At 38.3% G+C, this 11882-nt stretch carries 13 protein-coding genes; 2 read left to right on the top strand and 11 right to left on the bottom strand.

Annotation, left to right across the window (positions count from 1 at the left end):
• Positions 1 to 21 precede the first annotated feature (21 nt).
• The 3 genes from AC012T_RS18105 to AC012T_RS18095 all read right to left on the bottom strand — a co-directional run bounded on the left by AC012T_RS18105 (position 22) and on the right by AC012T_RS18095 (position 1183).
• A complete protein-coding gene (locus AC012T_RS18105; protein ID WP_487060137.1) occupies positions 22 to 390 on the bottom strand; it encodes a clan AA aspartic protease in 369 nt (122 codons plus the stop codon).
• Positions 387 to 659, bottom strand: a complete 273-nt coding sequence (locus AC012T_RS18100) for a hypothetical protein (protein WP_487060136.1) — start codon at positions 657 to 659, stop codon at positions 387 to 389. The genes AC012T_RS18105 and AC012T_RS18100 overlap by 4 nt, the downstream gene beginning before the upstream one ends.
• Before the next feature lie 119 nt (positions 660 to 778).
• Entirely contained in the window at positions 779 to 1183 is a 405-nt protein-coding gene (locus tag AC012T_RS18095) for a peptidoglycan-binding domain-containing protein (protein ID WP_487060135.1), read from the bottom strand.
• 519 nt (positions 1184 to 1702) lie between these two features.
• Between AC012T_RS18095 and AC012T_RS18090 the strand changes: the two genes are divergently transcribed.
• A complete protein-coding gene (locus AC012T_RS18090) occupies positions 1703 to 2575 on the top strand; it encodes a 6-carboxytetrahydropterin synthase (RefSeq protein ID WP_487060134.1) in 873 nt (290 codons plus the stop codon).
• Positions 2576 to 2625: 50 nt separating this feature from the next.
• Here the strand turns inward: AC012T_RS18090 and AC012T_RS18085 are convergent, their stop codons facing one another.
• The 3 genes from AC012T_RS18085 to AC012T_RS18075 are packed head-to-tail and all read right to left on the bottom strand — an operon-like array spanning position 2626 to position 5092.
• Entirely contained in the window at positions 2626 to 3183 is a 558-nt protein-coding gene (locus AC012T_RS18085; protein ID WP_487060133.1) for a Uma2 family endonuclease, read from the bottom strand.
• A gap of 9 nt (positions 3184 to 3192) precedes the next feature.
• On the bottom strand, positions 3193 to 4179 hold the full coding sequence (locus AC012T_RS18080; RefSeq protein ID WP_487060132.1) for a PrsW family intramembrane metalloprotease: 987 nt from the start codon (positions 4177 to 4179) through the stop codon (positions 3193 to 3195).
• Positions 4172 to 5092: a class I SAM-dependent methyltransferase gene (locus AC012T_RS18075; RefSeq protein WP_487060131.1), complete on the bottom strand. Its 921-nt coding sequence runs from the start codon at positions 5090 to 5092 to the stop codon at positions 4172 to 4174. The genes AC012T_RS18080 and AC012T_RS18075 overlap by 8 nt, the downstream gene beginning before the upstream one ends.
• A gap of 298 nt (positions 5093 to 5390) precedes the next feature.
• On the opposite strand from AC012T_RS18075, the gene AC012T_RS18070 reads away from it, so the two are divergent.
• The gene (locus tag AC012T_RS18070; RefSeq protein WP_487060130.1) at positions 5391 to 6131 is read left to right on the top strand and encodes a 2-phosphosulfolactate phosphatase family protein; all 741 of its coding nucleotides are present in this window, start codon (positions 5391 to 5393) and stop codon (positions 6129 to 6131) included.
• Positions 6132 to 6368: 237 nt separating this feature from the next.
• Here the strand turns inward: AC012T_RS18070 and AC012T_RS18065 are convergent, their stop codons facing one another.
• From AC012T_RS18065 to AC012T_RS18045, 5 genes are all read right to left on the bottom strand, one after another.
• Complete coding sequence (locus AC012T_RS18065) at positions 6369 to 8156, bottom strand: M61 family metallopeptidase (RefSeq protein WP_487060129.1); 1788 nt, start codon at positions 8154 to 8156, stop codon at positions 6369 to 6371.
• Between the two features lie 99 nt (positions 8157 to 8255).
• Positions 8256 to 8939: a Crp/Fnr family transcriptional regulator gene (locus AC012T_RS18060; RefSeq protein WP_487060128.1), complete on the bottom strand. Its 684-nt coding sequence runs from the start codon at positions 8937 to 8939 to the stop codon at positions 8256 to 8258.
• 345 nt (positions 8940 to 9284) lie between these two features.
• Entirely contained in the window at positions 9285 to 10472 is a 1188-nt protein-coding gene (locus AC012T_RS18055; RefSeq protein WP_487060127.1) for a HetZ-related protein 2, read from the bottom strand.
• A gap of 602 nt (positions 10473 to 11074) precedes the next feature.
• Positions 11075 to 11425 carry a carbon dioxide-concentrating mechanism protein CcmK gene (locus AC012T_RS18050; protein ID WP_487060126.1) on the bottom strand — a complete coding sequence of 117 codons (351 nt, stop codon included), beginning with the start codon at positions 11423 to 11425 and terminating at the stop codon, positions 11075 to 11077.
• A gap of 86 nt (positions 11426 to 11511) precedes the next feature.
• Complete coding sequence (locus AC012T_RS18045) at positions 11512 to 11823, bottom strand: carbon dioxide-concentrating mechanism protein CcmK (protein ID WP_015215497.1); 312 nt, start codon at positions 11821 to 11823, stop codon at positions 11512 to 11514.
• Positions 11824 to 11882: the final 59 nt, after the last annotated feature.

Below are 11882 nucleotides of genomic sequence, written 5' to 3'. Positions count from 1 at the left end.
TTAGTTATATCATGCTCAAAATTATAGGATCTCATCAACTACAACCGTACCACCATCATAGAAATCTATACTGAGATGAGAATCTTCAAGCAGCGCAGTTCCAATCAGAGGACGACTACCCATAGCTAAAACTGCAACTTCTCTCTCGACACCATTCCATACAATATTTGCCAAAAAAACATTAACTGGAACATTAGAATTATCAGCAAGATTTGCTTCAATACTAGCAAGGTAGGGCAGCCCAAGTTTAGTAATTGCATCTGCTGGTAAAGTTAAGAAACCTTCAAATCCTGTATCAACAACACATCCAATTTCTATATTTAATCCTTCTGGTAAATGAAATATTACGTTAATTCGAGCTTGCAGCCCAACTACAGTTCCATGTATCACTGTGCTGTCCTGATCAATGTACCACCAACAGCATAAACCGCATTATAGCCAATTCGTCCTGCCCAAATTGCTGCATCAGCTTGTTTAGTTTGTAATTTGCGGCTGGTGGTTATTAAATCATTACCAATTTCATATTCACCTGTTTCTACATTAATTGAAATAATTTTGCCAATGTTGTCTGTTTTCTCTACTAGAGTGCGGATGCTTTTCTCATAGAATTCTTTACCACGTTTGGTAATTTCTTCACCACTGAGTTTAGGGTAAGGCATGGAACAACCTTCAAATTCAAGTTATATAGACTTCTGTAATTATTCTAAGATAAAAGCAACAGTGAATTGCTGATTGTTTTAATCACTATTTGCCATTGTTGAGAAAATACGCGATCGCTCTAACATTGCTTAAACAAGCTAATCCAAGTTTTATAACCAACTATACCGTCTGGTTTTATTCCTCTGCTTTTCTGAAACCTTATTATTGCTTGCTGGGTATTCTTTTTAAATACTCCGTCTACCTTTGTATAGAAACCCATATTAGTGAGTCGTTTTTGCAATACTGCTACTGCTTGACCTCTACTTTCCATCCTCAAAGTAGGAATCTTATTCATATTTAAGCATGGTGTATAGCTTGAAGCATTAGCATTAGTATTAACTAGTCTTGGCTGATTACCTATCTTTCCTAGCAAGAAAAAAATAAACAATATTACCACTATTGGTATACCAATACGCTTTAATCCGGCAGTAAGTAAAAATCCTGCCATCTGCTCCTGTACCCATCCCCAAAAATCGTCTTCCATATTTTGCTAGTGAATGCAATTTCTAATACTTGTATAGACAGTTGTTCAGGCAAGTCATTAACGTATATTTACTTTCTTTAAATTACTTTTAATAACACAAGACTTACACAATATACAAATTGTACATAATATGTATGAAGGAAATTGCCTAGTTTCAGGCTTTTGGAATCCCATATTAGTGCGGTGCGTCAGATAGAGAAAATCTGTTCTGTACTAAACTATCGGGTCTGACGCACCCTACAAGAGATAAAAACTGTAACTTTACTTAAAAACTTTAGGACTTAAAAAGGATCTATAGTCTTCTAAAATTTTATATCACTAATTGGCACACAGCAAGTCTTTATACCAAAAAGTTTATATAGTATTTTATACATACTGCAAATAGATTACACTCTTCCAAACTCTCACTTTTATCAATAGTTACCAGTAAAAAAACAACTGACCACTAAGCAAGCAAATTAGTTTATACTGATAACAGTAAAAGATTAAGAAATTTTAAGTTCTGTTACCAGAGTACTCATGCAATGTATTGTAAATCGCCGCGCTCAGTTTTCGGCCAGCCATCGGTATTGGTTGCCAGAACTGAGTGAAAACGAAAATGTGGAAAAATTTGGTCTTTGCTCGAAATTTCCCGGACACGGGCACAACTATGTTTTATTTATTTCCCTCGCTGGGGAATTAGATGAATATGGTATGGTGCTGAACTTGTCTGATGTAAAACACGTCATCAAGCGGGAAGTTACTGGTCAACTAGATTTTTCTTATCTCAATGATGTGTGGACAGAATTTCAGCAAACTCTCCCCACCACAGAAAATATTGCGCGGGTGATTTGGGAACGTCTCGCACCCCATTTACCTTTAGTCCGCGTGCAGTTATTTGAAAATCCTGAACTTTGGGCAGATTATATGGGCAACGGCATGGAAGCATATTTAAGTATTAGTACTCACTTTAGCGCAGCGCACAGACTAGCTCATCCTGATTTGAGTTTAGAAGAGAATACAGAGATTTATGGTAAATGCGCTCGTGTGAATGGACATGGACATAACTACCATTTAGAAGTCACTGTGAAAGGAGAAATTGATCCTCGCACGGGTATGACTGTAGATTTAGGTGCGTTAAATCAGGTAATTGCAGATTATGTAGTAGAACCATTTGATCACACCTTTTTAAACAAAGATATTGCTTTCTTTGCTAAAGTTGTTCCCACTGCTGAGAATATCGCCCTTTATATTAGTAACGTATTGCGATCGCCTATTCAAGAGCTAGGAGCCAAGCTTTACAAGGTCAAACTCATTGAAAGCCCTAATAATTCCTGCGAAATTTACGCCGCTGAATTTGATTCTAACTCAGTTAGTGTCGCAGTCAGTCAGCCAGTATTGGCAAGAGTTTAAAATACCCAGATCCCCAACTTCTTAAAGAAGTCGGGGATCTATCTTATGAATTAAAAAAGTTGACTTACTAAACACTTGAATCCTGGTAATAAAGGACTAATCAATTCATCTGCACTAAATAAAGTAGCGGCTAACTTTAAAACAGCTTGTTGACGATGATAAACTTCTACTTTTTTAGCGATTGGATCACAAATCCAATATTCTCGAACTCCTTGGACTGAGTAAAGCTTCAGTTTCGATTCTTTATCACGTTTTTCATTTTTTTCTCCTGGGGACAACACCTCAACCACTAATTCTGGTGCGCCGATTAGGTGTCCAGCTTCATCTAGGAGACGTTCTAAAGATTCATGACTAGCCCAGACTACATCTGGAATCACATTATCACTATCTGAGAAAATAATTCCTGGTGCGACAGCCACCTTCCCCAAACCACTTTCATCTGACCAAACTTTGAGAACAGTACTGATATTAACACAGCTAAACTGATGATCCCAATGAGGCGCTCTGGTCATAAATAATTCTCCCTCAATAATCTCATAGCGATTTCTTTTATCGCCTGCGAATAACTCTAAATCAGCAGTAGTCCAACGTACTGGAGTTGCTTGCATAAAAATCTCCTAGTATTTTCCTAACTTTAAAAAATACCGACGACCAGCTAAATATCGTAAATACCGATAAATTAACCAGGACAAAACTCCTAAAAATATATTTATTGCTATTTGTTTAAGTATAAACGAGAAAATATCCGGCTCAAACAGTTGCTCCCACCGCAAAGGACTGAGTTTTCTAGCGAGAAGAAACAACCCAAAAATAGCATTTCCACCTAGTAAGAGAATTAATAGCACTAAACTCCTTTGCAAATAACGAGTTTGGGGTGTGTAACCGGAGATTAAAGTAATAATACTTTTGCGTTGCACTCTTCGTAGTAGTTGCTCTAACCGCCAAAACATCCACAACAGTAAAGGAAATAAAGCGTAACTAAGAAAATGGATTGGACGTGGATAAACCCAAGCCCTAGATAAAATATTCACCAAAGCATGAAAAAAGACAGCATTTAACCAAGCTATAAAAATCAAACTTCTGTCTCTATTTAAACGCCTTGTGGAAGCAATATATATTCCTAGTGCATAACCCCAGGGTGCAGAAAACATAGAATGTACAGGAGTGCTAATCAACCTTTCTAGAATTGATGCTGTACCGTGAAACCAGTAAATCCAGTTTTCTTCAGCCGTAAATCCTAAAGCCACAGCGATGGTAAAAAGAAAAACAGTTGTAGCACGAAATTGGTATCTGCGTTGAAGATAACAGATAGGCAAGATAACTGCGGCTAACTTACAGCCTTCTTCAATTGGTGCTATTACCATGATCTGTCGCAGGGAAAAGCCAAAAAAAGAACGCTGTATTTTTGCCCAGTCTATAACTGAGTTAGCAACAGTTTCCACCGTCCATTCTAGTCCCAGGGCTACGAAACCAGACATTGCGCCAAAGATGAAGAAAAAGAGCAATTGTAGCGGTGGCGGGGCAGCATGAGTCCGGCGGTAATAAAACCACAAAAACAGCAGCGGTGGAATGACTGCCCATAGTATGAGAGATAAATTAGCCACACACCTGAGCAATTACAGTCCGGTGACGGGGGCTATTGCTAGTGATGGTAGGAGTTTGAAAACCTGCCTTTACTAAAGCTTGCTCAATATCCAAACTGAAGTATTCATCTAAATAAGGTTCGGTACTTTTGAGCAGAGTTAAGATGTATGTTGGCATTTTCTTGTAAATTTCCGATTTGGGATTCATGTCCATAATTGCTAAATGCCCACCTGGACGCAAAACACGTCTTGCTTCTGCAAAAATATTTTGGGTTGCTGACTGGGGTAATTCATGGCACATGAGAAAAATGGAGACTAAATCAAATGATTGATTTGGGAATCCTGTAGATTCGGCAGCAGCATGAACCCAGTTAATTTTAGCTTGATGTTGTTGGGTGCGGTAGTTAGCTACAGCTAAGAAGTAGGGAGATAAATCTAAACCAGTAATTTTGGACTGGGGATAAACTGCTTGCAGGGCAAAAGTACTCATTCCCACACTACAACCTAAATCTAGGATGTCTTGTGGTGGTTGGGAAATGGAACTTTCGACGATTTTATGGTAACTTTGGCGTAGTTTCGCATCACCTGAGGCTTCGGTATCTTGCCAAATTTTAGCGTGGACGGCATGAGCAGCAGGTTCTACCTCAAAAGCAGCTTGCCAACTGAGATTTCCGGTTTTGTAAGCGTGGAATGAGGTGACGTAGTAGTCTGGGTAGGTTAGCTGAGAATTTTGGACTTGAGCTAAATCTGTAGACCAATCACGCGATCGCAGTTTTTCTACTTCTTGTGTCCAAAAAACGCCAATTTTTTCAGCCCGTTTGATCATCATTTGTCTGGCTTGGTGTTTGGCGAGGTTCGCTAAAGGTTGAATTGAGAGGATACCATTCACTAGCCGGGAAGGTAAGTCAGGAGTTGATGTTACAGAAACCGTCATAAGTCAATTTGTGTTGAACAACCTTTTTATTTACTTATGACATATTTGCTGGAGTTGAGTCTAGAAGTTAAGCAAATGGTTATGTTAATCCTGAAAATCATGATTTAGACAATCTCTGTGTTTTTCTATCTTTGAGATTAGAAGATGCAATACCAAGCTTCAAACCTTGATAAATATGCTTTTGATAATTTTATAGTATTTATGTATTGATAGAAAGATAGGGTTAAGTATCAACAGTTTGTGACATCAAGTGGGTAAAATATAACCGCAGTATTTATAAAGCAGGTATATCCAGCGCGTGAAGATATTTGTATATCATACTCCAGAATTAACTCCAACTGATGAAGCGCCAGAATGCGCGATCGCTGTTGATGTCTTGCGAGCAACTAGCACAATGGCGACAGTTTTAGCGGCTGGAGGCGAAGCGGTGCAAGTCTTCAGTGATTTAGACCAACTAGTGGAAGTTAGCGAAAAATGGCCATCGGAAAAACGATTACGTGCTGGAGAACGTGGCGGTGCAAAGGTAGCTGGCTTTGAATTGGGTAATTCACCCTTAGATTGCACAGCAGAATTGGTACAGGGGCGGCGCTTATTTATCAGTACCACTAATGGAACTCGCGCCTTACAACGGATACAGAATGCGCCAATTGTTCTCGCTGCTGCTTTAATTAACCGGGCTGCTGTGGTGCAATTTCTCCTAGAAAAGCAACCGGAGACAGTCTGGATTGTTGGTTCTGGTTGGGAAGGCAGTTTTTCTTTAGAGGATACTGTTTGTGCTGGTGCGATCGCTCATAGCATTTGGCAACAAACGAATTCTTCTTTAGAAGATTTAACTGGTAATGATGAAGTCACCAGTGCGATCGCTCTCTATTCACAATGGCAAAATGACTTACTGGGATTATTCTACCAAGCTAGTCACGGTAAACGATTATTACGCCTGGAATGTTTAGAAGATTTAAAATATTGTTCCCAAACTGATATTTTAGATGTCCTACCTATTCAGCAAGAACCAGGTGTTTTAAAAAGTCATAATAAATAACCAAAAAATAATTTTTTCTGGTTAGATTTACCCCTTATAAGCAAAAGTTTCGTAAGGGGTAAATTTTAATTTGCTAAATTTAAAAATTAGCAGATGATCTCAACATTTTCTTCTTTATATCGTACTAGCAGTATATTCAAATCTTTTTGGGAAACTTTCATCAACATCTTCAGCGTAAAACTAGGTCGTTAATAACTACAATTTCACCTTTAGTTGCCGGTGGGTGAATGAGTATTCTTAATGAATAGTTTTTAAAGATACACCCAACCAATTCGCAAAATTATCTTGCTGAGTGCGGGAAGGGTGATCAACTGACTTGAGTTGATATTTAGCAGGTTGTTGTATTGCTAGAGATACACAATATTGACGTAATTCGTCTTGGTGAAAAACTGTAATTTCGATAGTGTCATTAGGTAAATAATCTTTTAAACGTTCGCTTAAAAGACTTGTTCCTACCTTAATCCCATCAATCGCTAATAATTCATCACCTGGATCAATTCCTGCTATATTTGCAGGTGAACCTATTTCCACAAATTTAATTATTTCCCTTCCATATTCAGTTTTTGTTTTCACACCCAAGAAAGGTTCTTCATCCTTTTCCTCTACTAGTTGTATACCAAAAGGTTCTAAATATTGATTAAATGGTAAATCATCTAGACCATGAATATACTTGTTAAAGAAATCAGATAAATCTATCCCTGCTACAGATTCCATTGTTTCCTTTAACTGCTCTGAAGTATAACCAACTTCTGCTTGTCCAAATTGTTGCCACATTTTCAGCATGACGCTATCCAAAGAAAGCTGATTGCTATGGCGAGAACGAATTAATAAATCAAGCAAAAGTGATACCATTTCTCCTTTTAAATAGTAGGAGATTTGCGAATTACAACTATTAGCATCAGGACGATAAAGTTTAATCCAAGTATCAAAACTTGACTCAGAAAGAGGTTGTACTTTACGTCCGGGAATATTGTTATATTTGGTAATTTCCTGACTTAAATGGTTCAAATACGATGTAGCATTATAAATTCCTGCCCGCAGAGGAATTACCAAATCATAGTAACTGGTTGTTCCTTCGCAAAACCAAAGAGATGATGTATAGTTTTCTTGGTCATAATCAAACACCTCTAAGGCTTTTGGGCGAATTCTTTTGACATTCCACAGGTGAAAAAACTCGTGTGCTACTAATTGAATAAAGCGCTCATATTTATCTTGATTGCGAAAACCAAAACGGTGATAAATTAACGAGCAAGAATTTTTATGCTCTAACCCGCCATAGGCTTGGTTAAATAAATGTAGTATGAATACATATCTTTCATAGGGCAAACCACCAAACATTTCGGCTTCGACTTCTATAATTTTTTTAAAGTCAGTAAGCATCTGTTGTACTTGATAGTTACCCTGTCCCCAAATTGCCAATTCATGAGATTTGCCTAATACTTCAAAGTCAAAAATCTGATGATTACCAATTTCAAAAGGACTATCGACAAGAGTATCAAAATCCGCAGCTAAGAAGGTATTGTTTTGATCAGCAACTTTTGGTAAACCTGTAGTGACCTGCCACTCTGGGTGCGGTGGTACAATAGTAATGTGAATTGGTCGCTCTTGCCAACCAGGGATTCTCAAAAATAGCGCCGCACTATTAAAATAAGCGTGGGTAGCATCCAAATGATTTGTGCGTACCGATAGTTCATTAGCAAAAACTCGATAGCGCAAGATGACTTTAGCCGCATCACCTTTCTCTACCTGCCAGTGATTTTTACTTATTTTCCGCCAAGGTAAAGGTGTTTCTTCTTCTGAAAATGCCGCAAAATCTTGTAGATTTTTAGCATATTCTCGCACCAAGTAAGAACCAGGTGTCCAAACTGGCATTTTTAGATCAAGAATCGGCAATGGATAATCTACAAAATGTAGAGTTACCTCAAACAGATGATTTTCTGGTTGGGGCATTGCTACCCAGTAATGAATTAGTGGATACACTCCTTGAACTGGAGTGTTAAAACGAATAGCTATTGCTTCAGTCATTTTGTGTCCTGATTGTGGTGTTATTTAGTCAATAGTCAACAGTTGATAGATAGTAGTAAATAATCAATTAATGCAAGGTTTGTTACCACTAAGCTGCAATTAGAATTTATTAGCCAAATTTACTAGTTGCTTAACATTAATGATATCAATGGAGTTATTAGGGGGGTCAATTTTAATCCATCCTTTTTCATGAAGTTTTTCCATGATTTTGGTAGTTTCATCAAGGGTAATTTCGGTTACTTCTGCCAAATCTTTAAAAGGGATGTAAAAAATTTCCTGTCCTTGGTCTGACTTTTTACCATAGTTATCACTCAAGCCAACTAGAGTGTGGGCGAGTTTGACTGCTGGTGGTGAAGACCGCATTTGCAAACGGATATTAATTTGCCGCACTCGTCGCACCATTAGTTGCAGCATCCTATGATGTAATTGCGGATCTTTGAACAATATTTGGATAAAACGTTCTCTGGAGACAGTTAATAATTTCACCGGTGAAAGGGCAATGACATCTGTTGATCGTGGTGATTCATCTAAAACCGCCATTTCTCCAAAAAAATCGCCCTGGCCTAAAATTGCTATTGTCACAGAATCATCACCATTGGTGCGTCGAACTTTAACCCAACCAGAAACCAAGAAGTAAACTGCATTACCCCAAGCATCTTCCATCAAAACTGCTCGTCCAGATGGGTATTCGTGTTCAACTGCTATGTTAAGTAACCATTCCAAAGTTTGTGGGTTGGCTGTACTCAACAAGGGAAAAAGATCACTAAAAACCTCTATTTGCATGAAAGATTCACAAGGAATTAATTCAATAAGATTGTAACTTTTCAGTTTTTTACCATAGATTGCTTGTATTATGTATGTAATATAAGCTATTCATATTTAAAAAAACTGAGCAATGGTACTATGTCAGTTCTAACACTTATTAAATTTGTTAGGACTAATTGGTAAGTTTGGCTTGCTATAATCATAACCAGGCGATGAGTTATGGTAAGTAAACAGCAATTAGCTATTAACAACGAGTCCAAATTTATGCTAAATAATTAACCGAACTTGATCTCAATGCTTTGATTACAACATAACAATTATGTATTGTGATCAAAAACAGAGTTCTCAAACTACTGTGTTGAGTTAATCTTGAGTTCTCAAGGTTTGGGCAGCAAGATATACTTTAGTCCATTCGCCTATTACTTGATGGGTTTTAAGTTGTAAGCTTTGGGCTATAGCTTCCATAGAGTTCCCGGCTATCCGTAGCTGAAGAATGTTCCTGCCCAGAGGCGTTAATGTTTCGTCAAGTTGCTGCCATTGGCGTTGTGTTAGCCCCAAGTTATTTTCTTGCAAGGAAGTTGAAAGCCAGTTATCTACGAGTTCTGGTTTACCTTTGATAGCAAAAACGCGGACAGCATGGTAGCTAATTTTTTCGCGCAGTCGATATACTTCCTTAATTGGCTTATTGAGTTTTTTGGCAATCTCTTCTTGAGATTTACCTTGGAGATATAATTGCAGCCAGTCTACTGCTTGTTGCCCTAAATTTTGCAGTAAATATTGCTCAAATTCTTGATGTACGGCTTGACGTAGTGATTGTTGTTCTTCTACTTTTTGTGCTTCTTGATATTGAGCGATCGCTTGACTATCGACTAAGTTGAGTGGATTGTCAGTATCTTCAGTCAAAACTTCGTCGGAAACTAGTCTAATCAAGTCACTGACTGGAACTTGAGTTAAGCCCCCCCGCTGAATCCGGCGCAGATAGTTAACAAAACGGTACACTAATAGGGGTTGGTTGCGGACTGGTCGCAAACAATATTCCTCTATACTGGCAAATAGTAAAGTATCCTGCAATCTTCTATCAGCACTGATTTCAGCAATTGAAGACATTTGCTGCTGCATATATGTGTCACTTTGGAGCAGTTCTTGGAGTACTTCTTGTAATACATCCATTACACTGCGCTGGCGATCGCGACTCAGAGCTACCCAAGTCTGAATTTTATTTCTCAGTGTCATCACACTACCCAAGCGACTGAGCAAGTTACGATAAGCACGTTCTCGTCCCACTCCCAAATAACGCTGCTGTAAAATCCGCCAGCGGTACTCCATTGCTTGCTTGGCAATTTCCAATTCTTTGGGGTTGAGTAGATCAAATCTTTTTAAATCTACCCCCAAAAGCCAAAACATAATACTTTCTCTAGCAACCTCACTTTGTTCTGGACATTCAGCAGCGAGTCGCTTTTGCCAATATTGCGCCAGATTTGCCGCATCGTTTTCCATAGTGAGATTGCGCTCCTCGAAACTCTGTTTTAAAGTTTGCATCACAACCCCCATACCAACTTAAGTTATTAACTAGTAGCTGCCCCTGATCTCAAAATCCTGATTAATCAATGTCTGTGCTTAATTCTTGATTAGGTTTTGAGTCACTAAAGTTATATAGAAACTTTTGGTTTAGTTAATTTGCTTTCCCAAGATCAAAATGATGATTCACTATCATAGGACGTGTATTTACTTATCTAAGTTTCAGACTTTTGTCGTGATTTGTGGTCAAATCTCTTTACAATTCTTGGTGTTTATTAGAGAATAAGAAAAGTAACAGTTTTATCAATTTACATACATCCGTGCATAGTTTTTAGAAATGAATTTGAAAACCGAAGTTAACTAAAGTTTCAGGTTTTTTCCTTAAAAAATCATGTATCTAAAAACCTAGGAAGTTATCTTGATCAAATGGGATAAGTGAGAACTCCTCATCAATTAATTCAGTATTAGAATACTACTATAAATAGGCTGTAAGTGTACTGTGACTGTGATCACTAGGTTTAAGTAATTCTTTTGGGTTAAGTTCAGTAATAAAACTAAAATTTTTTAATAAAAACCTACATCTTTGAGAGTCCGTAGTCAATTTAGACAGACTGTGGACTCTTGAAAAGCTGCATTTATATGCCGTTGGATGATCTGACGATGGGATTTTCTACGGATTCCCGATACTGTTGAACATCTGCTGTGTAGGCGATAGGGAGAACAGCTTCGACGTTTTCATGGGGACGGGCAATAATTACCCAGGATTCCAGAGTGCCACCATAAACGTTTTCTGCTGCTTCCACACCAGCAGCCATAGCTGCCTTAACTTCAGAAACATCGCCACGAATATTAACTGTAAAGCGGGCGCTACCAACTCTGATATAACCAACTAGAGTGACTCTTCCAGCTTTTACCATTGCATCTGCGGCTGCAAGTACTGCCGGAAAACCTTTAGTTTCAAGTGCGCCAACTGCCTGTAGTGACATTAGTAATCTCCTGTATGAATAAAAGTTATATGGCGCTACAAATTAATTTTAAGAAGTTGTGCTGCCAATTTTGATAGAGAACTTGCTCAAAACATCCGAAAAGGTTCAGATTTTGAAGTGAAGTGGATGGGTAGAATGGTTTCCACATTTTCCGGGGGATTGGGAACTATATAATGGGTAATTACTTGCCCACCATAAACTTCTTCTCCGGCGGTAATTCCTGCTTCAACTGCTGTTCTGACTTCGGCAACGTGTCCTCTAACAGCCACTAATAAGCGACCGCTTTCGGCTATACCATAATATACGATTGTGACAGCGGCAGATTTTACCATTGCATCTGCTGATGCCAGTACTGCCGGAAAACCTAAAGTTTCAATTACGCCAACCGCCATTGGCATGGCTTCACTCTCCTCAGTCATGGATAAGCAATATTTATTGTACGAGGCTTTGGTTACAG

The sequence above is a fragment of the Anabaena sp. EIM26 genome (assembly GCF_057568715.1).
The sequence above is the reverse complement of the archived record's forward strand: the minus strand, read 5'-3'. Positions and strand labels throughout refer to the sequence as shown.

Coding starts and splice junctions, on each gene's coding strand:
- AC012T_RS18100 (WP_487060136.1), bottom strand. CDS start 659: ATGCCTTACCCTAAACTCAGTGGTGAAGAAATTACCAAACGTGGTAAA.
- AC012T_RS18095 (WP_487060135.1), bottom strand. CDS start 1,183: ATGGAAGACGATTTTTGGGGATGGGTACAGGAGCAGATGGCAGGATTT.
- AC012T_RS18090 (WP_487060134.1), top strand. CDS start 1,703: ATGCAATGTATTGTAAATCGCCGCGCTCAGTTTTCGGCCAGCCATCGG.
- AC012T_RS18085 (WP_487060133.1), bottom strand. CDS start 3,183: ATGCAAGCAACTCCAGTACGTTGGACTACTGCTGATTTAGAGTTATTC.
- AC012T_RS18075 (WP_487060131.1), bottom strand. CDS start 5,092: ATGACGGTTTCTGTAACATCAACTCCTGACTTACCTTCCCGGCTAGTG.
- AC012T_RS18065 (WP_487060129.1), bottom strand. CDS start 8,156: ATGACTGAAGCAATAGCTATTCGTTTTAACACTCCAGTTCAAGGAGTG.
- AC012T_RS18060 (WP_487060128.1), bottom strand. CDS start 8,939: ATGCAAATAGAGGTTTTTAGTGATCTTTTTCCCTTGTTGAGTACAGCC.
- AC012T_RS18055 (WP_487060127.1), bottom strand. CDS start 10,472: ATGGGGGTTGTGATGCAAACTTTAAAACAGAGTTTCGAGGAGCGCAAT.
- AC012T_RS18050 (WP_487060126.1), bottom strand. CDS start 11,425: ATGTCACTACAGGCAGTTGGCGCACTTGAAACTAAAGGTTTTCCGGCA.
- AC012T_RS18045 (WP_015215497.1), bottom strand. CDS start 11,823: ATGCCAATGGCGGTTGGCGTAATTGAAACTTTAGGTTTTCCGGCAGTA.